Annotated in this window: 18 protein-coding genes; 11 read left to right on the top strand and 7 right to left on the bottom strand. The window is 62.0% G+C overall.

Features of this window, described 5'->3' with window-relative positions; all coding sequences use genetic code 11:
- Positions 1-188: 188 nt before the first annotated feature.
- The 7 genes from A462_RS14110 to A462_RS14140 all read left to right on the top strand — a co-directional run bounded on the left by A462_RS14110 (position 189) and on the right by A462_RS14140 (position 6,203).
- A complete protein-coding gene (locus tag A462_RS14110; protein WP_003211820.1) occupies positions 189-770 on the top strand; it encodes an alpha/beta hydrolase in 582 nt (193 codons plus the stop codon).
- 48 nt (positions 771-818) lie between these two features.
- Positions 819-1,739, top strand: coding sequence for a sigma 54-interacting transcriptional regulator (locus tag A462_RS14115; protein WP_003211821.1), 921 nt, complete (start codon positions 819-821; stop codon positions 1,737-1,739).
- 232 nt (positions 1,740-1,971) lie between these two features.
- Positions 1,972-2,754 carry a MetQ/NlpA family ABC transporter substrate-binding protein gene (locus tag A462_RS14120; protein ID WP_003211822.1) on the top strand — a complete coding sequence of 261 codons (783 nt, stop codon included), beginning with the start codon at positions 1,972-1,974 and terminating at the stop codon, positions 2,752-2,754.
- A 498-nt stretch (positions 2,755-3,252) separates the two neighbouring features.
- Complete coding sequence (locus A462_RS14125; protein WP_003211825.1) at positions 3,253-3,918, top strand: amino acid ABC transporter permease; 666 nt, start codon at positions 3,253-3,255, stop codon at positions 3,916-3,918.
- Entirely contained in the window at positions 3,899-4,558 is a 660-nt protein-coding gene (locus A462_RS14130) for an amino acid ABC transporter permease (protein ID WP_008435829.1), read from the top strand. The genes A462_RS14125 and A462_RS14130 overlap by 20 nt, the downstream gene beginning before the upstream one ends.
- Positions 4,555-5,331 (top strand): amino acid ABC transporter ATP-binding protein, encoded by a 777-nt coding sequence (locus A462_RS14135; RefSeq protein WP_003211829.1) that lies wholly within the window; start codon positions 4,555-4,557, stop codon positions 5,329-5,331. The genes A462_RS14130 and A462_RS14135 overlap by 4 nt, the downstream gene beginning before the upstream one ends.
- A complete protein-coding gene (locus A462_RS14140; protein WP_008435828.1) occupies positions 5,328-6,203 on the top strand; it encodes a transporter substrate-binding domain-containing protein in 876 nt (291 codons plus the stop codon). The genes A462_RS14135 and A462_RS14140 overlap by 4 nt, the downstream gene beginning before the upstream one ends.
- A gap of 117 nt (positions 6,204-6,320) precedes the next feature.
- Here the strand turns inward: A462_RS14140 and A462_RS14145 are convergent, their stop codons facing one another.
- Entirely contained in the window at positions 6,321-7,481 is a 1,161-nt protein-coding gene (locus A462_RS14145) for an AAA family ATPase (RefSeq protein ID WP_008435827.1), read from the bottom strand.
- Between the two features lie 165 nt (positions 7,482-7,646).
- On the opposite strand from A462_RS14145, the gene A462_RS14150 reads away from it, so the two are divergent.
- The 4 genes from A462_RS14150 (at position 7,647) to A462_RS14165 (ending at position 15,172) form a co-directional block, all read left to right on the top strand.
- Positions 7,647-8,750, top strand: coding sequence for an efflux RND transporter periplasmic adaptor subunit (locus A462_RS14150; protein WP_003211832.1), 1,104 nt, complete (start codon positions 7,647-7,649; stop codon positions 8,748-8,750).
- Complete coding sequence (locus A462_RS14155) at positions 8,747-9,817, top strand: efflux RND transporter periplasmic adaptor subunit (RefSeq protein WP_008435826.1); 1,071 nt, start codon at positions 8,747-8,749, stop codon at positions 9,815-9,817. Before A462_RS14150 ends, A462_RS14155 begins: the two co-directional genes overlap by 4 nt.
- Complete coding sequence (locus A462_RS14160) at positions 9,814-12,867, top strand: efflux RND transporter permease subunit (RefSeq protein WP_003211834.1); 3,054 nt, start codon at positions 9,814-9,816, stop codon at positions 12,865-12,867. The genes A462_RS14155 and A462_RS14160 overlap by 4 nt, the downstream gene beginning before the upstream one ends.
- Before the next feature lie 121 nt (positions 12,868-12,988).
- A complete protein-coding gene (locus A462_RS14165) occupies positions 12,989-15,172 on the top strand; it encodes a glycoside hydrolase (protein ID WP_008435825.1) in 2,184 nt (727 codons plus the stop codon).
- A 94-nt stretch (positions 15,173-15,266) separates the two neighbouring features.
- On the opposite strand, the gene A462_RS14170 is transcribed toward A462_RS14165, so the two are convergent.
- From A462_RS14170 to A462_RS14195, 6 genes are all read right to left on the bottom strand, one after another.
- A complete protein-coding gene (locus A462_RS14170; RefSeq protein ID WP_008435824.1) occupies positions 15,267-15,893 on the bottom strand; it encodes a class I SAM-dependent methyltransferase in 627 nt (208 codons plus the stop codon).
- 39 nt (positions 15,894-15,932) lie between these two features.
- The gene (locus tag A462_RS14175; protein ID WP_003211840.1) at positions 15,933-16,577 is read right to left on the bottom strand and encodes a methionine ABC transporter permease; all 645 of its coding nucleotides are present in this window, start codon (positions 16,575-16,577) and stop codon (positions 15,933-15,935) included.
- Entirely contained in the window at positions 16,567-17,685 is a 1,119-nt protein-coding gene (locus A462_RS14180; protein ID WP_008435822.1) for a methionine ABC transporter ATP-binding protein, read from the bottom strand. Before A462_RS14180 ends, A462_RS14175 begins: the two co-directional genes overlap by 11 nt.
- Positions 17,682-18,497 (bottom strand): MetQ/NlpA family ABC transporter substrate-binding protein, encoded by an 816-nt coding sequence (locus A462_RS14185; RefSeq protein WP_003211844.1) that lies wholly within the window; start codon positions 18,495-18,497, stop codon positions 17,682-17,684. The genes A462_RS14180 and A462_RS14185 overlap by 4 nt, the downstream gene beginning before the upstream one ends.
- A 143-nt stretch (positions 18,498-18,640) precedes the next feature.
- The gene (locus A462_RS14190; protein ID WP_008435821.1) at positions 18,641-19,993 is read right to left on the bottom strand and encodes an LLM class flavin-dependent oxidoreductase; all 1,353 of its coding nucleotides are present in this window, start codon (positions 19,991-19,993) and stop codon (positions 18,641-18,643) included.
- Positions 19,993-21,186, bottom strand: a complete 1,194-nt coding sequence (locus A462_RS14195) for an SfnB family sulfur acquisition oxidoreductase (RefSeq protein WP_008435819.1) — start codon at positions 21,184-21,186, stop codon at positions 19,993-19,995. Before A462_RS14195 ends, A462_RS14190 begins: the two co-directional genes overlap by 1 nt.
- Between the last annotated feature and the right edge of the window lie 5 nt (positions 21,187-21,191).

The raw sequence follows: 21,191 nt of genomic DNA, 5'->3' as shown, positions 1-21,191 counted from the left end.
TACCGAGTTGTCTGCATCGCAGGCAAGCCAGCTCCCACAGAAAAGCAGCTCTGCTTTCGCTCTGGTTTTTGATTTGGCTTTTAACACTCGATTTTTGGTTATTAATAAATAGCTTCTTATTCCTTAACGAATATATACCCCGTGCCTATACTGACCCACAACGTTAAACGCTGCAGGAGGGCACACCCATGCACAGCGAGTCGATTCGTTATCTGATCGTGCCGGGCTGGCAAGGATCGCCAGAAGATCATTGGCAAAGTCATTGGCAGAACAGCCTGCCCAACAGCGCGCGCGTGGAGCAGGCCGACTGGCTCACCCCACGCCGCGAAGACTGGGTGGCAGCCCTGGCCGAAGCCATCGCCGCCGACAGCACCCCGGTGATTTTGATCGCCCACAGCCTGGGCTGCATCACCGTCGCCCATTGGGCGGCCACCGCACCGGTGCAATTCCTGCGTCAGGTACGCGGCGCCCTGCTGGTGGCCCCGGCCGATGTCGAACGCCCTGCCTGCGCACCCGCCCTGCGTAACTTTGCGCCAATCCCCAGCCACCTGTTGCCCTTCCCAAGCCAGGTCGTCAGCTCCGACAACGACAGCGCCGTCAGCGCCACCCGCGCCTTGGAACTGGCACGTAACTGGGGCGCCGAAGCGGGAATTCTCGCGGGCGCCGGGCACATCAACGTGAAGTCCGGCCATCAACGCTGGGAACAGGGTTTCGCCTACCTCTATCGTCTGCAAAATCGCCTGGAACATCACTCCCGGCGCCGTGCATAAAATTTTTTAAACGCCCCTTCCCCTTCGTGGATGGGGCGGGAGCCTGCCATGAGCCTGCATGAAACCTTCGGTCAGCCCCTGCTGACCTTCCCCGACGCCGAAAAAAGCCCCCTGAGCATTCGTGCCAAGGCGCTGGTGTTTGTCGACCCGCGTTCGCGGCAACTGCGCGAAGACCTCGAAAACCTCGCCCCCCGTGCCTTGCCCGTGTTGATCCGCGGCGAAACCGGCAGCGGCAAGGAGTTGCTCGCCCGGCATATCCACCGTGGCAGCGACCGCACCGGCCTGTTTGTCTCGGTGAATTGCGGCGCCATCAGCCCGACATACGCCGACGCCGAACTGTTCGGCTACGCCGCAGGCAGCCACAGCGGCGCAGCCAGCAGCCGCGCCGGCTGGTTTGGCTCGGCCAACGGCGGCACGTTGTACCTGGATGAAATCGGCGACTTGCCGCTGCCAATCCAGGTCAAGCTGCTGGCGGCGCTGGAAAACCACGAAGTCACTCGCGTCGGCGCCCATCAGCCAAGCCCGGTGGATGTGCGGCTGGTGGCGGCCACCAGCATCGACCTCGCCCAGGCCGTGGCGGCCGGCAAGTTTCATGAGCGCCTGTTCCATTACCTCAGCGAAGGCCAACTGGAGCTGCCCGCACTGCGCGAGCGGGTGGGCGACATCCTGTCACTGGCCGAATATTTCCTCGGCATCTACAGCCAGCGCCTCGACCTGCCGGTGCCGCTGATCAGCGACGAAGCCCAGCGCGTGCTGGAGCATCACAGCTGGCCGGGCAACACCCGGGAGTTGGAGAACGTGATTCACTTTGCCTTGCTGGTCAGCAGTGGCGACGAGATTCTGCCTGAGCATTTGAACCTGCCCGTGGCGGGTTCGCCTGTGGAGCAGGTGCGGCGAATTCTTGGCCACGCCAGCGCCGCCGAGGTTGAAGCCCTGAAAAGCTATCTGAAAGAACACGCTGTTTTGTAGGAGCCCGGCTTGCCGGCGATGGCGTCCTCAGGAGCATCGCAAGGCTCAAGACCGCCATCGCCGGTAAGCCGGGCTCCTGCATGAACAAAATGGAATATCAAAGTGAATAAAAAGTATTGTTCTGGAATAAAAAACCTCGGTATTGTCCGCTCCACGCCGCGATAGCACTTCGCTGGCATCCACTAAAAAAGCGGCCGTCCCAGACGACCCGGATTTTCGATAAGGACACTGCATGAAAAAGGTTCTGTTGTTTACCGCACTGGCGGCTGCCCTGACCGCAAGCTTCGCCCAGGCCAACGAGAAACTGGTGGTAGCCGCTACCCCGATCCCGCACGCCGAGATCCTTGAGCTGGTCAAGCCGACCCTGGCCAAAGAAGGCGTGGACCTGGAAATCAAAGTCTTCACCGACTACGTACAACCGAACGTACAGGTGGCCGAGAAGCGTCTGGACGCCAACTACTTCCAGACCCTGCCGTACCTGGAAAACTTCAACAAGGGTAAAGGCACCAACCTGGTCACCGTAGTGGGTGTGCACGTTGAACCCTTCGGCGGCTACTCGAAAAAGATCAAAAACATCTCTGAGCTCAAAGATGGCGCCACCGTGGCGATCCCGAACGAAGGCAGCAACTCCGGCCGTGCCCTGCTGCTGCTGCAAAAGGCTGGCGTGATCACTCTGAAAGACCCGACCAACGCCCTGGCCACGCCGAAAGACATCGCCAGCAACCCGAAACACCTGAAATTCAAAGAGCTGGAATCGGCGCTGCTGCCACGCGTCCTGGACCAGGTTGACCTGGACCTGATCAACACCAACTACGCCCTGGAAGCCGGCCTGAACCCGGCCAAGGACGCGTTGATCATCGAAGACGCCAAGTCGCCGTACGTGAACTTCCTGGTTGCCCGCCCGGACAACAAGGACAGCGACGCGATCCAGAAGCTGGCCAAAGCCCTGACCAGCCCTGAAGTGAAAGCTTTCATCGAGAAGAAATACAACGGCGCGGTCGTGCCGGCGTTCTGATCGAACCCAAAAACCTCCTTCAAGGTTTAAACGCCGACGGCTTCTACAGCGTCGGCGTTTTTTATGGCTGGAACACAATCGAAATGTGGGAGCGAGCAAGCCCGCTCCCACATTTGGGACTGTGTCAGCTCAGATATTTCGACTGTTAATGGCCCTGCGTAGCGCCACCAGCCACTTCACCAGTTCCTGCGGATCAATCGGTTTTGCCTCGTTCATCGCTCATTCCCTCGCCTGTTGGTTGGCCGTCAGTCTGGCCACGCGCTGCCTATCCCTGAAGTGCAGCTCCGATAAAAAGACCCTTCCTACTTCCCCGGGAACAGTAGCTGTCATCCATCTGCACCGCGAATCCGCAGGTTATCTATTTGGGTGATATCAATATGCTATTTCGGTATTTAAATTTTGCTTTTTATACCTTTAAAGTCGGCGTTACCCGGCGTTACCCACGCTGGACCGGACCGCACCAACGCCGCTTTACCCCTGCGGCGTCAGGGATTTCAGATGACCTTCGATTACGCATTTATCCTCAGCACGCTGCCGGCGTTTCTCAAGGCCGTGGGCGTTACCCTGCAAGTCGGCCTGATCGCCATTGGCACCTCCATGCTGGTGGCCTTGATCAACGCCGCGCTGCTGGTGTTTCGCACGCCCTACGTGTGGCGCCTGGTGGCGCTGTACGTGGAGTTGGCGCGCAACACACCGCTGCTGATCCAACTGTTTTTCGTCTATTTCGCGTTGCCGGCCCTGGGGCTGAATATCTCCGGGTTCTGGGCGGCAATCATCACCATGACCTTTCTCGGCGGCGCCTACCTCACGGAAGTGTTGCGCGCCGGTGTCGAGGCGGTGCCGCTGGCACAGATCGAATCGGGCAAGTCCATCGGGCTGTCCCACTGGCAACTGCTGCGCCATGTGATCCTGCCCCAGGCCGGGATCCTCAGCCTGCCGGCGCTGTTTGCGAACTTTATTTTCCTGCTCAAGGAAACCACGATCGTGTCGGCGGTGGCGGTGCCGGAGATTCTCTACACCACCAAAAGCTATATCGCCCTCTACTACAAAACCTACGAAATGCTCGCGGTGCTCACGTTGATCTGCGTGCTGTTATTCCTGCCGCTGTCGCTGCTGCTCAGCCGCCTTGAAAGGAGGCTCCAGCATGGCCAGTTCGGGTCTTGAATTACTCTGGGTGTCCTTGCCGCAACTGGGCAAGGGCGCGGCGCAAACCCTGTCGATCTCGTTCTTGAGCATCGCCTTCAGCACCGTCGGCGGCGTGGTGTATGGCGTACTGCGCACGTTGAATTCGAAAGCGATCAACCTGGTGCTGCGGATTTACCTGGAGCTGTTCCGCGCCATTCCGGTGTTGGTGTGGTTGTACTTGCTGTTCTTCGGCCTGCCGATTTTCTTTGGCCTGAGCATTCCGAGCTTCTGGTGCGCCGTGCTGGTGTTGTCGCTGTGGGGTGCCAGTGAAGTCGGCGAAGTGGTGCGCGGTGCGTTGCATTCGTTGCCCCGTGGCCAGCGTGAAGCCGGCCTGTCGATTGGCCTGTCGGACCCGCAACTGTACGGCTACGTGCTGTTGCCCCAGGCCCTGAAACGCATGACCCCGCCGACCATCAACGTCTACACCCGCATCATCAAGACCAGCTCCCTGGCGGTGCTGATCGGTGTGGTGGACGTGATCAAGGTCGGCCAGCAAATCATCGAGCGCACCTACGAGTCGGTGTTGATCTACGGCGCGCTGTTCCTGTTTTTCTTCTTTATCTGCTACCCGTTGTCGGCCGCCTCCAAGGTGCTGGAACGGCGCTGGGCCCAAGCATGAGCGCATTGATCGAGTTCCAGGGTTTCAACAAGTTTTTCGGCGACCAGCAGGTGCTCGACGGCATCGACCTGAGTGTGCAAAGCGGCGAAGTGGTGGTGATCCTCGGCCCCAGCGGTTGCGGCAAAAGCACCTTGCTGCGGTGCCTCAATGGCCTGGAAGTGGCCCACAGCGGCAGCCTGCGTTTTGCCGGCAAGGAGCTGCTGGACAAGGCCACCGACTGGCGCCAGGTGCGCCAGGACGTGGGCATGGTGTTCCAGAGTTATCACCTGTTCCCGCACATGAGCGTGCTCGACAACCTCCTGCTCGGCCCGCTGAAAGTGCAAAAACGCGAACCCCGCGAAGCCCGGGCCCAGGCTGAAAAACTGCTGGAACGGGTGGGCCTCTCCGACAAACGCGACGCCTACCCGCGCCAGCTGTCGGGCGGCCAGCAGCAACGCATCGCCATCGTCCGCTCGTTGTGCATGAACCCGCAGGTCATGCTGTTTGACGAAGTCACCGCCGCCCTCGACCCGGAGATGGTCAAGGAAGTACTGGAAGTGATCCAGGGCCTGGCCCGGGACGGCATGACGCTGCTGATCGTCACCCATGAAATGGCCTTCGCCCGCGCCGTCGCCGACCGCGTGGTGTTCATGGAGGCCGGCCGCATCCTCGAACAAAACACCCCCGAGGCATTCTTTACGAACCCGCAAACCGCACGCGCGCAGCAGTTCCTGGAGAAGTTCTCCTTCGTTTCAACACTGCCCAAAAGAACCAAGGAACTGGAGCTGTCATGAAAACTGCCAAGTTGTTATTCCCCCTGTTCGGCCTCGCTTTGCTGGCCGGCTGCAATAAATCCGAAGAGCCCGCCAAGACGGCTGCCGCTGCCACCCCGGCACCCGCTGCGGTGAGCTACATCGACAAGATCAAGGCGCGGGACAAGCTGATCGTCGGCGTATTCACCGACAAGCCGCCGTTTGGTTTCGTGGATGAGTCCGGCCGTTATGTCGGCTTCGATACCGACATCGGCCGCCGTTTCGCCAAGGACCTGCTGGGCGACGAGAACAAGGTTGAATTCGTCGCCGTAGAGCCGGCGAGCCGCATTCCGTTCCTGCAAAGCGACAAGGTCGACCTGATCCTCGCCAACATGACGGTGACGCCGGAGCGCAAGGAAGCGGTGGACTTCACCAACCCGAACCTGAAAGTCGCGGTGCAGGCCCTGGTGCCGCAGGACAGCTCGGTGAAGAGCCTGGACGACCTGGCGACCCGCACCACCATCGTCACCACCGGCACCACCGCGGATATCTGGCTGACCAAGAACCACCCGGACTGGAAACTGCTGAAGTTCGAGAAAAATTCCGAGTCGCTGCAAGCGTTGTCGGCGGGCCGTGGTGATGCCTATGCCCAGGACAACCTGGTGTTGTTCAGCTGGGCCAAGCAGAACCCGGGCTATCGCGTGCTGGAGCAGAAACTGGGGGATGAAGCGCCGATTGCGCCGGCGGTGAAGAAGGGCAACATCGAATTGCGGGATTGGGTGAATGCCGAGCTGGCGAAGTTGGGCGAAGAGAAGTATCTGCTCAAGCTGTATGACCAGTATGTTCGCAAGGAACTGAGCGATGACACCAAGCCGGAAAGCGTGATTGTTGAAGGCGGGAAGTGGCAGGGTTGACCCGTCAATGATCGTTCCCACGCTCCGCGTGGGAATGCCGCCTTGGACGCTCCGCGTCTGCTGCTGGGACGCGGAGCGTCCCGTGATGCGTTCCCACGCAGAGCGTGGGAACGATCATCAGCTGGGCCAATGCCACGCCGGCTCATCCAGCACCCGCTGCCCCACCACCTGCGTCTGCCCCATCACCTTCTCCAGCACGATCGAATTACACCCTTCATCCTGCTGCAACGCCGCAATCAAGCGGCTGGCATGGGACACCACCCACACCTGACACTGCTGCGACACCTGAATGATCAGCCGCGCCAACGCCGGCAAAAGATCCGGGTGCAAGCTGGTTTCCGGTTCGTTCAATACCATCATCGTCGGTGGCCTCGGCGTCAGCAGCGCCGCCACCAGCAGCAAGTAGCGCAAGGTCCCGTCCGACAACTCTGCTGCCGACAAGGGCCGCAGCAACCCTTCCTGATAAAACTCGATGGCAAAACGGCCGCCCTGCAATGGCTCGATATTCAACCGCGCGCCGGGAAACGCATCGCTGATCGCCCGCTGCAAGGCGTCCGGGTCGCCAATCTCGCGAATGGTCTGCAACGCCGCTGCCAAATCCCGACCGTCGTGATGCAACACCGGCGTACGCGTGCCCAGTTGCGGCTGGCGCACCGGGGCGTCGACGTCGCTGCGAAAGTGGTCATAAAAGCGCCAGCCGCGAATGCTTTCGCGCAGCAGCAACACCTCCGGCGAACCCCGCAGGCTGCCGACCTGATCGAACAGGCTGTGGTAGTTCGGCGTGTGCTGGGCCAGTACATCCCAGGCGCGGCCATCGCGGGCACGTACCATCGGGCCGGAGCGCTGCACCAGCAGGCTCGCCGGACGGTACACGTGGCCGGCCCAGATGCATTCTTTCTTGATCTCCGGGTCCAGGGAAAAATAGGACAAGGTCTTCTCGGGCAACCCCAGGGAAATCGCATAGCTGAAATCCTCTGCGGCAAACCCCAGGCGCAGGCGTTTGGCGCCCTGGCGCGCGATGGGCTCTACCGGGACTTCACCACTGAGCATGCGCCGACTGATGCTTTCCGGCCCGGCCCAGAAGGTCGAATCCAGCCCGCCTTCACGGGCCAGTGCGTTGATTACGCCGCCCTGGGCCGTCTCCGCCAGTAGCCGCAGGGCGCGGTACAGGTTGGACTTGCCGCTGCCATTGGGACCGGTGATCAGGTTCAACCGATCCAGCGGCACCACCAATTTGTTGATCGAGCGGTAATTGGCCACCGCGAGGGTTTTGAGCATGAGAGGATGTTCGCGATTATGTGGATCCGCATATTACCTGCGTCGGCTGGCGGAGATGTGTCGCGAGCGTCCTGATTTCCTGTAAGTCAATGCCTACGACGCGGAACCCTGAACTACGCTAACAGTCGCATAATCACCGACGCGTCAATCAAGCAAGGAGCCTGCATGGGCGGTCCCAAACTCACATTTATCCTCGGCCTTGGCCTGCTGGCGCTGCTGAGCGGTTGCGGCCAGGAAAAAGCCGAACCCAAGGAACATTCCCGGGTGTTTGTGCAGACGGTGAAGTCCACCGACTTTGCCGCCGCCGTGACTTTGACCGGCGATATCCAGGCGCGGGTGCAGACCGATCTGTCGTTCCGCGTCGGCGGCAAGATCATCCAGCGCATGGTGGATGTCGGCGACCGCGTCAGCGCCAAGCAGGTGCTGGCCAAGCTCGATCCGAAAGATTTGCAGACCAACGTCGACTCCGCCCAGGCCCAGGTGGTCGCCGAGCAGGCGCGGGTCAAGCAGACCGCCGCCGCGTTTGTGCGCCAGGAAAAACTCTTGCCCAAGGGCTACACCAGCCGCAGCGAATACGACTCCGCCCAGGCCGCGTTGCGCAGCAGCCAGAGCGCGCTGACCGCGGCCCAGGCGCAGTTGGCCAATGCCCGCGAGCAGTTGGGCTACACCTCGCTGGTCGCCGACGCGCCGGGCATCATCACCGCCCGCCAGGCCGAGGTGGGCCAGGTGGTGCAGGCCACCGTGCCGATTTTCAGCCTGGCCCGGGATGGCGAGCGCGACGCGGTGTTCAACGTCTATGAGTCACTGCTGGTAGAGCCGCCGCCGGACAAACCGATTACCGTCAGCCTGCTGGAAAACCCGCAGATCACCGCCGTGGGCAAGGTGCGCGAAGTCACCCCGGCCGTTGCCGCCAATACCGGCACGGTGCAAGTCAAAATCGCCCTCGACGCACTGCCCAAGGGCATGCAACTGGGTTCGGTGGTCAGCGCCACCGCCAACGGGCCGGCCAAGGCCAGCATCGAATTGCCGTGGGCTGCCTTGACCAAAGACATCAGTGCGCCGGCTGTCTGGCTGGTGGACGACGACGGCAAGGCGCAACTGCACAAGGTCACGGTCGCGCGTTACCTGACCGGCAAGGTGATCATCAGCGACGGCCTCAAGGGTGGCGAAAAAGTCGTGGTGGCCGGCGGGCAATTGCTGCACCCCGGCATGATCGTGGAAATCGCCCAGCCGCCGGATCAGGCCCAGGCCCAGGGAGTGCAGCCATGAAGCAGTTGACGTGTGTGCTCGCCGCCAGCCTGCTGTTGATGGCGTGTTCCAAGGAAGAACCGGCACCGGAACCGGTGCGCCCGGTGCTGTCGATTGAAGTGAAAGCCGAGGACCAGGAAAACCTCGGCCGCTTCGCCGGCACGATCCAGGCCCGCTACGAAAGCAATCTCGGTTTCCGTGTGCCAGGCCGTATCGCCCGGCGCGCGGTCGACGTGGGCGCTGAAGTGCAGCAGGGCGCGTTGTTGGCCGTGCTCGACCCCACCGATCAACAGAACCAGTTGCGCGCCGCCCAGGGCGACCTGGCCCGGGTCCAGGCACAGTGGATCAACGCCCAGGCCAATGCCCGCCGCCAGCAGGAACTGTTCAGCCGTGGCGTCGGCGCCCAGGCCCAACTGGACATCGCCCAGACCGACTTGAAAACCACCCAGGCTTCCCTGGATCAGGCCAGGGCCTCGGTCAACCAGGCCAAGGACCAGCTCAACTACGCCGAACTGCGCACCGACCATGCAGGCATCGTCACCGCCTGGAATGCCGAGGCCGGCCAGGTGGTCAGCGCCGGGCAGCAAGTGGTGACCCTGGCACGACCGGACATCAAGGAAGCCGTCATCGACTTGCCCGCCGGCCTCGCCGAGCGCCTGCCGCCGGATGTGGTGTTCCTGGTCGCCGGGCAGATGGACCCCACGGTCAGCACCACCGCCACCGTGCGCGAGATCGAACCCCAGGCCCAAAGCGCCACGCGCACCCGTCGCGCCCGCCTGACCCTGGCCGAAACGCCGCCCGCGTTTCGCCTCGGCACCGCCATCAGCGTGACCCTGAGTTCAGCCATCGCGCCGCGTATCGAACTGCCCCTCAGCGCCTTGCAGGAAGCCGACGGCAAGACCCGCATCTGGGTCATCGACACCCAAAGCCAGACCGTACAGCCCCGTGACGTCAGCATCGTCAGCCGTGACGCCGACAGCGCCTTGCTCAACGCCGGCGTCAAACCCGGCGAGCGGGTGGTGAGTGCCGGCGTGAACAGCCTGAAGCCCGGGCAAAAAGTCAAAATCGACGAGGACAGCCCGCGATGAAAGGGAGCTTCAACTTATCCGACTGGGCCCTCAAGCATCAGTCCTTCGTCTGGTACCTGATGTTCGTCGCGCTGCTGATGGGCGTGTTCTCGTACATGAACCTCGGTCGCGAGGAAGACCCGTCGTTCACCATCAAGACCATGGTGATCCAGACCCGCTGGCCGGGCGCGACCCAGGAAGAAACCCTCAAGCAGGTCACCGACCGCATCGAGAAAAAACTCGAAGAGCTGGACTCCCTCGACTACGTGAAGAGCTACACCCGGCCCGGCGAGTCCACGGTGTTCGTGTTCCTGCGGGACACCACCAGCGCCAAGGACATCCCGCAAATCTGGTACCAGGTCCGCAAGAAGATCGACGATATTCGCGGCAGCTTCCCCCAAGGCTTGCAGGGGCCGGCGTTCAACGACGAGTTCGGGGATGTGTTCGGCTCGGTGTACGCGTTTACCGCCGACGGCCTGTCGATGCGCCAGCTGCGCGATTACGTGGAGCAGGTGCGCGCCGAAATTCGTTCGGTACCGGGGCTGGGCAAGGTCGAGATGATCGGCCAGCAGGACGAAGTGATTTACCTGAATTTCTCCACTCGCAAACTCGCAGCGCTGGGGATCGATCAGCGCCAGGTGGTGCAGAGCCTGCAATCGCAGAACGCCGTGACCCCGGCTGGGGTGATCGAGGCCGGGCCGGAGCGGATTTCGGTGCGCACCTCCGGGCAGTTCGCCTCGGAGAAGGACCTGGCCAACGTCAACCTGCGGCTCAATGACCGTTTCTATCGGCTGGCCGACGTGGCGGAAATCACCCGTGGCTATGTCGACCCGTCGACGCCGATGTTCCGCTTCAACGGCAAACCCGCCATCGGCTTGGCCATCGCCATGCAGAAGGGCGGCAACATCCAGGATTTCGGCAAGGCCCTGCACAAACGCATGGACGACCTGACCGCCGACCTGCCGGTGGGTGTGGGCGTGCACAAGGTTTCCGACCAGGCCGAAGTGGTGGAGGAGGCCGTTGGCGGCTTTACCAGCGCGTTGTTCGAGGCGGTGATCATCGTGCTGGTGGTGAGCTTTATCAGCCTCGGCGTGCGTGCCGGGTTGGTGGTGGCGTGCTCGATCCCGCTGGTGCTGGCGCTGGTGTTCGTGTTCATGGAGTACAGCGGCATCACCATGCAGCGGGTGTCGCTGGGCGCGTTGATCATCGCCCTCGGCCTGTTGGTGGACGACGCGATGATCACCGTGGAGATGATGATCACGCGCCTGGAAAAAGGCGAGACCAAGGAGCAGGCGGCGACGTTCGCCTACACCTCCACCGCGTTCCCGATGTTGACCGGCACGCTGGTGACCGTCGCCGGGTTTGTGCCGATTGGCCTCAACGCCAGTTCGGCGGGGGAGTACACCTTCACGCTGTTCGCGGTGATTGCCGTGGCGATGCTGGTGTCGTGGGTGGTCGCGGTATTGTTCGCGCCGGTGCTGGGCGTGCACATCCTCAGCAGCAAGGTAAAACCCCACAATGCCGAGCCCGGCCGGGTGGGCCGGGCGTTCAATGGCGGCATGCTCTGGGCCATGCGCAATCGCTGGTGGGCCATCGGCATTACGGTGCTGTTGTTTGTGGCGTCGGTGTTTTCCATGCAGTTTGTGCAGAACCAGTTTTTCCCGTCCTCGGACCGTCCGGAAATTCTCGTCGACCTCAACCTGCCGCAAAACGCCTCGATCAACGAGACCCGCAAGGCCGTCGACCGTCTTGAGGCGATCATCAAGGACGACCCGGACATCGCCCGCTGGAGCACCTACATCGGCCAGGGCGCGATCCGTTTCTACCTGCCGCTGGACCAGCAACTGGAGAACCCGTACTACGCGCAACTGGTGATCGTCAGCAAGGGCCTGGAAGAGCGCGGCGCCTTGATTGCGCGCCTGCAAAAACGCCTGCGGGAAGATTTTGTCGGCGTGGGCAGCTTCGTGCAGCCACTGGAAATGGGCCCGCCGGTGGGGCGTCCGATCCAGTACCGGGTGTCTGGCAAGGACATCGACCAGGTGCGCAAACACGCGATCGAACTGGCGACCATGCTTGATAAAAATACCCACATGGGCGAGATCATCTACGACTGGAACGAGCCTGGCAAAGTCCTGCGGGTGGACATCGCCCAGGACAAGGCGCGGCAACTGGGGCTGTCGTCGGAAGACGTGGCGCAGTTGATGAACAGCGTGGTCAGCGGTGCGTCGGTGACCCAGGTGCATGACGATATCTACCTGATCAACGTGGTCGGCCGCGCCGAAGATGCCGAACGCGGTACGCCGGAAACCTTGCAGAACCTGCAGATCGTCACGCCCAACGGCACCTCGATTCCGCTGCTGGCGTTTGCCACCGTGCGTTATGAGCTGGAACAGCCGTTGGTATGGCGTCGCGACCGCAAGCCGACCATCACCATCAAGGCGGCGGTGCGCGACGACATGCAGCCGACCGACCTGGTGAAACAGCTCAAGCCGGACATCGACAAGTTCAGTGCTGGGTTGCCGGTGGGCTACAAGGTCGCCACCGGCGGCACCGTGGAAGAAAGCGGCAAGGCCCAGGGCCCGATTGCCAGGGTAGTGCCGTTGATGTTGTTCCTGATGGCGACCTTCCTGATGATCCAGCTGCACAGCGTGCAGAAGATGTTCCTGGTGGCCAGCGTGGCGCCGCTGGGGCTGATTGGCGTGGTGTTGGCGCTGATTCCCACGGGCACGCCCATGGGCTTTGTGGCGATTCTCGGGATCCTTGCGCTGATCGGCATCATCATCCGTAACTCGGTGATCCTGGTGACGCAGATCGACGCCTACGAGCGCGACGGCTACACGCCGTGGGACGCGGTGGTGGAAGCCACCGAACACCGGCGCCGGCCGATCCTGCTGACCGCAGCAGCGGCCAGCCTGGGCATGATCCCTATCGCCCGTGAAGTGTTCTGGGGCCCGATGGCCTACGCGATGATCGGCGGGATCATCATCGCCACCTTGCTGACGCTGCTGTTCCTGCCGGCGCTGTATGTGGCCTGGTACAAGATTCGCGAGCCGAAGAAAGAACAAGCCTGACAGCCACAGCGGTGACATTCCTACACGGACGTGGGAATGTTCCCTGAAACATTTTTTTGCCCTTCACACCCGATCAATTGTTTTACCCTCCGGGCCTGATCCTTTTGCCAAGGCCTGCCCCATGCGTTGTTTCCTGCTGGTTTGTAGCTTGTTACTGTCGCCCGTGGCCCTTGCCGGCACGGTGCTGGAGAACGCCCTGTGGCGGGTTGAGATCGACCCGGCGACCCTTGCGATCCACGTTTTCCCCAGCGACAAGACCGCCGTGCAGGCTTCAAGCGGAGGCCCTGCGCACAGGGTCAACCAGCTCTCCCAAAGCACCCGTCAGGCCAGTTGGCAATGGGACGATGGCGCCTATCGCCTGAGCGCCACCCTCGAGCAACGGGATCTTGCCCTGACGATTACCGCCCGTGATGCCGGTGAGTTGGCGATCCTGCGCCAACCCGCCAGCGCCATGGGCAAGGGCCTGATCTGGCCCCTGGCCGAAGGGCATTACGTGCCGGCGGGCAATGGTGTGTGGCAGGACTTCCTGCTGGAACAGGGCGACGTCAACACCACCCAGGACCTCAGCTTGCCGCTGTGGGGCGTGGATCACGGCGCGTTTACCCTCAACTGGCTGATGACCAATCCTTACAACAACCGTCTGCACTGGCAGGCCGACGGCAAAGGACTGGCGTTGTCCGCCTTCCATGAATTCACCACGCTGGACCCCGCGGCACCGATGACCGTTCTGTTGCACCTGGGCGAAAGCGACCCGCTGGCCGGCGCCAAGCGTTATCACCAGTGGCTGGTGGAGCAGGGGCTGTTTGAACCGTTGGCGGACAAGTTGCGGCAAACCCCGGAAGCGGAAAAGCTGCTGGGCGCCAGCCATATCTACCTGTGGGGCAATGATCTGCTGGCTCCGGGGGATGTGCGCGACTGGCCGCAACTGCTCAAGCTGCTACGCAGCGGCAAAGGCTTGGCGGCTGAATTGAATGGCTTGCTGGACAAAGAGGCTGCGCAGGTTCGGCAGGTCAAGCAACCGTATGAGCAGGCTGTCCTGCTGCGCGGCCTGAACGCGGCGATCAACACAAAGGCCCGGCAAAGCTGGCAGCCCTCCACCGAGCCGAATATGACCCAACTCGCTGATGGCTATGGTGCGTTGCGTCGCGAGTTGGCCGTGGCTTTTGCGGGTGCCTTGAGCGCCACGCCTGAGACTTGGGGCAACACCTTGTCCGTCACCAACGCGCTGAAAGGCGCCGGTCTCAAGCGCCTGCTGGTGACCCAGGGCGAAGGCTGGGAAGGCGGGCTGTGGCATCCTGAGGCGGTGAAGACCGGGGTCGACGCCGGTTACCTGATGGCGCCCTACGACTCTTATGAAACGGCACTGTCGGCCACTGAAAATCCCGACTGGACCACCGCGCACCTGGGCAGCAAGGCCTATGGCGAGTGCGCGATCGTGTTGAAGGGCGGCCAGCTCAAGACAGGCTTCCAGAAGTCCGGCCACTACACCGACCCGCGCTGCGTGCGGCCGTTGCTGGAGGCGCGGATCAAGGCGGTGCAGGCCAAGTCCGGGTTCAACGCCTGGTTCCTCGACGCCTATGCCACCAGTATGTTGTTCGACAGCTATCGCACGGGTGCGAGCATGACCCAGGCACAAAATGCCGAAGGCAATATCGATGCGGCCCGCTGGATCAATACGGCGCTGAAGTTGCCGGCAGGTTCCGAGGACGGCAACGCGATCACCGCCCGAGGCATCCTGTTTGCCCACGGCATGCAAACGCCGGTGCTGGGCTGGGGTGATCGTGAGATGACCAAGGACAAGCAGTCGCCGTATTACGTCGGGGCTTGGTACCCGCCGGAACAGCCGGCGGTGTTCTTCAAGTCGGTGCCGTTGAAAGAGCCGTTTCGCACGGTCTACTTTGACCCGACGATGCGCCTGCCGCTGTATCAGGCGGTGTTCCATGGCTCGGTGATCACCACCCACCATTGGCTGTTCGACAGCCTGAAACTGAGCAACGTGCGGGCCGAAAGCGAGCTGACGCAACTGCTCTACAACGTGCCGCCGCTGTATCACCTGAGTGCGGCGACGGTGAAGCAGCGCTTGCCGGTGATTCAGCGCCAGGACGCGTTCTTCCGGCCGCTGCATGAGCGGTTGGCGACTCAGGCGATGACCGATTTTCGCTGGCTGACGGAAGATAAACAGGTGCAGCAGACCACGTTTGCCGATGGAACGCGGTTGGTGGCGAATTTTGCTGAGGGGCGTATTACGGCTTTTGTGCCTGGCGCCCAGGCTGTGGTGTATCAGGTGGATGAGTGGCGGCTGTGAGTCCTTCGCGAGCAAGCCCGCTCCCACAGGGGAATGCATTCCAAAATGTGGGAGCGGGCTTGCTCGCGAAGGCGTAAGCCCAAACAACAAAGACCTACAGCTTGCGCCACACACTTGCCAGCCACGGCTGTTGTTCCCGAGGCAATCCCGCTGGCCGGTAGTAATGCTCCAACTCCATAAACCCCGCAGCCGTCAGCAATTCCTGCCAGGCCTGCAAGTCGTGATACGAGCCATACCGCGGCCCATTCCAGCCCTCCTGGTTTTCACCCCGAGGGTTTGAGCTGAACAACACTCCACCGACCTTCAACGCCCCATGCAACTGCCCAAGAATGCGCGGCAATTCCTGCTTGGGAATATGAAACAGCACCGCATTGGCGAAGATCCCGTCGAAACGGCCGGCCGGCAAATCCAGCTTCAGGAAGTCCTGTTGCAGCACTTCACAGCCGCTGTCTTCCCGGGCCATCTGTGCAAAGCGCTCCGAACCATCGAGCCCCACCGCGATGTGGCCCATGCGGGTAAACGTCTGCAAATCCCGCCCCGGCCCGCAGCCGAAATCCAGCACGGTAAACGGTGCGTCGCCCTGGATATGCCGCAGCAACGCATCAATGTTCTGGCTCACATCGTGATCGCGGGTGCCTTCACGAAAATCCTCGGCCACTTTGTTGTAGTGGCCAAGGGTGGTGGAGGTGATCTGGTCGAGGTCGTCGGGGGCAAGTTTCATGGCAGGTTATACCGGGCGCTGAGATGGCCCGACTATACCTCACCTCTTGTTCAGAACCCTGGCCAACCGATCGCCGCCCAACTGAATCACGGCTACCAGGATCACCAGCAGCACAATCACGGTGAGCATGATCTGCGTGTCAAAACGCTGATAGCCATAGCGATAGGCAATATCCCCCAGCCCACCGGCGCCAATTGCCCCGGCCATGGCCGAGGAGTTGATCATCGTCACCAGGGTAATCGTGAACCCGCCGACAATCCCCGGCAGCGCCTCCGGCAGCAGCACATGCCAGACGATATGCCAGCGCCGGCAACCCATGGCCTGCGCCGCCTCGATCAAGCCGTGGTCGACTTCGCGCAAGCTGACTTCGGCGATCCGCGCGAAGAACGGCGTGGCCGCGATGGTCAACGGCACCACCGCCGCCCACACGCCATAGGTGGTGCCGACGATCAACCGGGTGAACGGAATCAGCGCCACCATCAAAATCAAAAACGGGATCGAGCGGAACAGGTTAACGAACGCCCCCAGCACCCGATTCAAGGCAGGCGCCTGATAGATGCCGCCCTTGTCGCTGGTCACCAGGAACACCGCCAGCGGAATCCCCACCAGCAATGCAATCAACGACGACACTCCGACCATCAACAGTGTGTCGATGGCGCCCTGCAATAAACGATCAAACCACATAGCCCAGCACCTCCACCTGTTGTGCCCAGCGCCCGGCGCGGCTGCGCAGTTCTTCGGCGGTCAGGGACGAGCCGCTCACCGCCAGCAGCAATTGCCCCAAGGCGTGGCCCTGGATGCGTTCCACACCGCCTTGCAGCAAGCGCACGCGCCCGCCGAGGGCGCTGAACAACGCAGCAAGATCGGGTTCGTCTTCGGCACTGCCAGTCAGTTGCAAGCGCAGCACCACGGCGGCGTCCTTTGAGGTCGGATTGGCCTGCAGGCGGCTTTGCAACTCTTCAGGCAGGCCATGTTGCAGCGGCGCCAGCAGGGTTTTACTGACCTCATGCTGCGGGTTGCCGAACACTTCCCACACCGGACCTTGCTCGACCACATGGCCGTGTTCCAGCACCACCACGCGGTCGCAGATTTCGCGAATCACGGCCATTTCGTGGGTGATCAGCACGATGGTCAAGCCCAGGCGTTTGTTGATCTCCTGCAGCAGGCCGAGGATGGATTGCGTGGTCTCAGGGTCGAGCGCTGAAGTGGCTTCGTCGCACAACAGAATCTGTGGGTCATGCACCAGTGAGCGGGCGATGCCCACCCGCTGTTTCTGCCCGCCGGACAGCTGCGCCGGGTAAGCCTTGTGCTTATCCTGCAAGCCGACCAATTCCAGCAGTTCACGCACCTTCTTCTCGCGCTGCTCCTTGGGCACGCCTGCGACTTTCAACGGCAGTTCGACGTTCTGCCACACGGTCTTGGCCGACATCAGGTTGAAGTGCTGGAAGATCATGCCGATGCGTCGGCGCAGGGCGACCAGGCGGTCTTCGTCGAAGTCGCCGATGTCCACCTGGTCAATCAATACCCGGCCGCTGCTCGGTTGCTCCAGGCGGTTGATGGTGCGGATCAGCGACGACTTGCCGGCGCCGCTGCGGCCGATGATGCCGAAGACTTCGCCGCGCTGGATCGCCAGGTCGATGCCTTGCAGGGCGGGCACGGATTGGCCGTCATAGGTCTTGCCCAGGTTGATAAAGCGCACGTGCGCGCGGTTCAGGTCCGGGTGCAGTTCTGTCTGCTCGGCGTCCCTGGGCGGCAGGCCCAGGTCGCGCAGTTGAGAGTGGGCGGCGGTCATTTTTTATCTTCCCAGCCCACTTGGTAGAGCTTGCCAAGGGATTTATCCAACGCGGCGCGCACCACCGGCGAGTGCTGGTAGATGTCGACGAACTTGATCACCCGCGGGTCGGTTTTGCTCTTGGGCTGGACCACGAACTGGATCACGTATTCCGGATGGTCGAGGCCGTCGAACAGCAGCGCCGACTCGGCATCGAAGGTCTTGGACAGGCGGATATACGCCGGGTAGCCCTGCACCAGGTCGGCGTCGTCATAAGCGCGCACCAGTTGCACCGCCTCCACTTGCAGGATCTTGATCTTCTTCGGGTTGGTGACGATGTCTTCTTCAGTGGCCTTGTAGCCCACGCCCGGCTTGAGCGTGATCAAGCCGGCCTTGGCCAGCAGTTGCAGGCCGCGACCACTGTTGATCGGGTCGTTGGCAATCGCCACGCTGGCGCCCTGGGGCAGGTCGTTGATGCTTTTGTACTTCTTCGAATACAGCCCGACGTTATTGATGATGCCCGGCGCGTACGGCACCAGGTCAAAGCCTGCAGCGGCCTTGGCGTTTTCCAAAAACGGGATGTGCTGGAAGTAGTTCACGTCGATATCGCCGGCTGCCAGGCTGACGTTGGGTGCGATCCAGTCGGTGAATTCCACCAGTTCGACTTTCAAACCCTGTTTGCCGGCCTCTTCGACGGCGGCTTCCAGGGGAATGGCGAAGGCGGCGGTGGTGCCGACTTTCAACGGTGCGTCAGCGGCGAATACCGCCGAGCTGAACAATCCGAGGGCGAGAGCCAGTGCTTTGACTGGGTGGCTGAGCAATGTTTTTTTCATAGTGGATTTCCAGTCATAAGGTGTGAGTGCAAACAACTCGGTCAACTGTGGGAGCGGGCTTGCTCGCGAAAGCGGTGTGTCAGTGAATGCATCCGGCGACTGATACAGCGCTTTCGCGAGCAAGCCCGCTCCCACATTTTGGTTCAGTGGCGGTAGGTGGAGCCGGTGTGTTGTTCAGGCAGGTGCGCCGAGTGGTGGAAGACTTTCTCCCGCAACGTCCCGGTCTCATACGCGGTCTTGTACGAGCCCCGGCGCTGCAGCTCCGGCACCACCAGTTCGATGAAGTCGACGTAGCTTTCCGGGGTGACGATGCGCGTCAGGTTGAAGCCATCCAGGCCGGTTTCGCTGATCCATGACTCAAGTTCATCCGCCACCTGTGCCGGCGAACCCACCAGGGTGATGTAGCGCCCGCCCAGGGCGTGCTGCTCAAGCAACTTGCGCCGGGTCCAGTCATTGTTCTGCAGGTTCTTGGTCGCGGACTGGATGGCGTTGCTCTTCACGTACTGGATCGGTTCGTCGATTTCGTACTGTGAAAAATCAATCGCCGTGGATGCCGAGAAATGCGCCACGCCGGCTTCCGCACTGGCGTAGCTCAGGTACTCGGCGTGCTTGGCCCACGCAGCTTCTTCGGTGGCGCCGACAATCACGTTCAGGCCCATGAACACCTTGATATCGTCCGGGTTGCGCCCGGCTTCCACGGCGCTGGCGCGCACCTTGTCCACCTGGATCTTGGTCGAGGCCTTGTTCTGCCCGCTGATGAACACGCACTCGGCGTGACGCCCGGCAAACAGCAGTCCACGGTCGGAGCTGCCCGCCTGGAACAGCACTGGCGTGCGTTGCGGCGACGGCTCGCACAGGTGATAACCCTCCACCTGATAGAACTCGCCCTTGTGCTCGACCTTGTGCACTTTTTCCGGCTGGGCATACACCCGCGCCTGCGGATCGTTGATCACCGCGTCGTTTTCCCAGCTGCCTTCCCAGAGTTTGTAGAGCACCTCCAGGTATTCGTCGGCCTGGTCGTAGCGCCGGTCGTGCTCGACCTGCTCGGTCAGGCCCATGGCCTTGGCGGCGCTGTCGAGGTAGCCGGTGACGATGTTCCAGCCCACCCGGCCACGGCTCAGGTGGTCGAGGGTCGACATGCGCCGGGCGAACAGATACGGCGGTTCGTAGGTGAGGTTGGCGGTCAGGCCGAAGCCAAGGTTTTTGGTCACCGCCGCCATGGCCGAGACCAGCAGCAACGGGTCGTTGAGCGGCAGCTGGATCGCTTCCTTGAGCGGCACGTCCACCGAGTTCTGGTAGACGTCATACACGCCGACGATGTCGGCGATGAACAGCCCGTCGAACAGTCCGCGTTCCAGCAATTGCGCCAGTTCGGTCCAGTACTCGATGGTTTTGTACTGGGTCGAGTTGTCCCGTGGATGGGTCCACAGGCCGTGGTTGATGTGCCCGATGCAGTTCATGTTGAAGGCATTGAGCAGGATCTTTTTCTTCGCCATCAGATAGTCCCCCGCAGTGGCGGGTTTTCATCGTTGAGGTAGTAATTGCCCACAGCAAAGTACTTCCAGCGCACCGGGTCGTGCAGGGTGTGTACCCGGGCGTTGCGCCAGTGGCGGTCCAGGCCGTGTTCGGCGAGGGTCGCCTGGCTTCCGGCAAGTTCGAACAGGGTACTGCCGGCCGCCAGGGAAATCTCGGTGCTGAGGGCGCGCACTTCGGCGACCGCGATGGATGCGGCCGCGACGGTGTCGGCATTGCTGTCGGCCTGGGCGCGGTCGAGGAATTCGCCTGAGCGTTCCAGCAGGGCTTCGGTGGCGTGCAGGCGGATGCTCAAGTGGCCGAAGCTTTTCAGGGTCAGCGGATCTTCGGTGGCCTTGTCGCTGGTGGCGTCGATCCACGGCCGGGTCTTGGTGCGCACGAAGTGCAGCGCATCCTCATAGGCAGCGCGGGCGATACCGGTGTCGATGGCGGCGTGAAGGATCTGCGCCAGCGGGCCGACAGTGGTCGGGCGTTCGAAGGCACTCTGGAACGGGATCACGTCCTGGGCCGCGACCCACACGTTATCGAACACCACCGAACCGCTGCCGGTGGTGCGCTGGCCGAAGCCGCTCCAGTCGTCGATCACGCTCAGGCCCTCGCTGTCACGGGTGACAAAGGCCAGTTGCTGCACACCGTTTTCGTCCACCACGGAAGTGGGAATACGTTGGGCGTAGATCGCGCCGGTCGAGTAGAACTTGCGGCCGGTGATACGGAAACCGTCACCGTCGCGGGTGATCTTGGTGATGCGGTCGTGGGCGGTCTTGGTGCCCAGTTCTGCCAGCGCATTGCCGAAGCGCTGGCCGGCGAGCACTTCGGCGTACAGGCGTTTTTGCTGCGCCGGGCTGCCGTTCACCCGCAGCACTTCGAGGGCATAAAAATGGTTTTGCGGGATCTGCCCCAGGGACGCATCCGCCTGGGCAATCAGTGCCGTGACCTTGGCCAGGGTGACGTTGGAAACGCCGGCACCGCCGAACTCCTTGGGTACGCTGATGCCCCACAGGCCGGAGCGGGAAAACACGTCCAGCTCAGGCAAGGGCAGGCGGCGTTCACGGTCACGCAAGGCGCTGTCGCGGCGGAAGTCTTCGGCCAGGTCGCTGGCGACAATGAGGGCTTGTTCATCGCTGGTAATAACCGCGACGTGATGAGAAAGGGTCATGCGTA

The sequence above is a fragment of the Pseudomonas sp. Ag1 genome (genome assembly GCF_000278565.1).
Classification (GTDB): Bacteria; Pseudomonadota; Gammaproteobacteria; order Pseudomonadales; family Pseudomonadaceae; genus Aquipseudomonas.
This window is presented reverse-complemented; position numbering and strand designations above follow the sequence as displayed.

Bases quoted from the DNA above. Each gene is read 5' to 3' on its own strand.
- A462_RS14110 (WP_003211820.1), top strand. From the start codon at position 189: ATGCACAGCGAGTCGATTCGTTATCTGATCGTGCCGGGCTGGCAAGGA.
- A462_RS14115 (WP_003211821.1), top strand. From the start codon at position 819: ATGAGCCTGCATGAAACCTTCGGTCAGCCCCTGCTGACCTTCCCCGAC.
- A462_RS14120 (WP_003211822.1), top strand. From the start codon at position 1,972: ATGAAAAAGGTTCTGTTGTTTACCGCACTGGCGGCTGCCCTGACCGCA.
- A462_RS14125 (WP_003211825.1), top strand. From the start codon at position 3,253: ATGACCTTCGATTACGCATTTATCCTCAGCACGCTGCCGGCGTTTCTC.
- A462_RS14130 (WP_008435829.1), top strand. From the start codon at position 3,899: ATGGCCAGTTCGGGTCTTGAATTACTCTGGGTGTCCTTGCCGCAACTG.
- A462_RS14135 (WP_003211829.1), top strand. From the start codon at position 4,555: ATGAGCGCATTGATCGAGTTCCAGGGTTTCAACAAGTTTTTCGGCGAC.
- A462_RS14140 (WP_008435828.1), top strand. From the start codon at position 5,328: ATGAAAACTGCCAAGTTGTTATTCCCCCTGTTCGGCCTCGCTTTGCTG.
- A462_RS14145 (WP_008435827.1), bottom strand. From the start codon at position 7,481: ATGCTCAAAACCCTCGCGGTGGCCAATTACCGCTCGATCAACAAATTG.
- A462_RS14150 (WP_003211832.1), top strand. From the start codon at position 7,647: ATGGGCGGTCCCAAACTCACATTTATCCTCGGCCTTGGCCTGCTGGCG.
- A462_RS14155 (WP_008435826.1), top strand. From the start codon at position 8,747: ATGAAGCAGTTGACGTGTGTGCTCGCCGCCAGCCTGCTGTTGATGGCG.
- A462_RS14160 (WP_003211834.1), top strand. From the start codon at position 9,814: ATGAAAGGGAGCTTCAACTTATCCGACTGGGCCCTCAAGCATCAGTCC.
- A462_RS14165 (WP_008435825.1), top strand. From the start codon at position 12,989: ATGCGTTGTTTCCTGCTGGTTTGTAGCTTGTTACTGTCGCCCGTGGCC.
- A462_RS14170 (WP_008435824.1), bottom strand. From the start codon at position 15,893: ATGAAACTTGCCCCCGACGACCTCGACCAGATCACCTCCACCACCCTT.
- A462_RS14175 (WP_003211840.1), bottom strand. From the start codon at position 16,577: ATGTGGTTTGATCGTTTATTGCAGGGCGCCATCGACACACTGTTGATG.
- A462_RS14180 (WP_008435822.1), bottom strand. From the start codon at position 17,685: ATGACCGCCGCCCACTCTCAACTGCGCGACCTGGGCCTGCCGCCCAGG.
- A462_RS14185 (WP_003211844.1), bottom strand. From the start codon at position 18,497: ATGAAAAAAACATTGCTCAGCCACCCAGTCAAAGCACTGGCTCTCGCC.
- A462_RS14190 (WP_008435821.1), bottom strand. From the start codon at position 19,993: ATGGCGAAGAAAAAGATCCTGCTCAATGCCTTCAACATGAACTGCATC.
- A462_RS14195 (WP_008435819.1), bottom strand. From the start codon at position 21,186: ATGACCCTTTCTCATCACGTCGCGGTTATTACCAGCGATGAACAAGCC.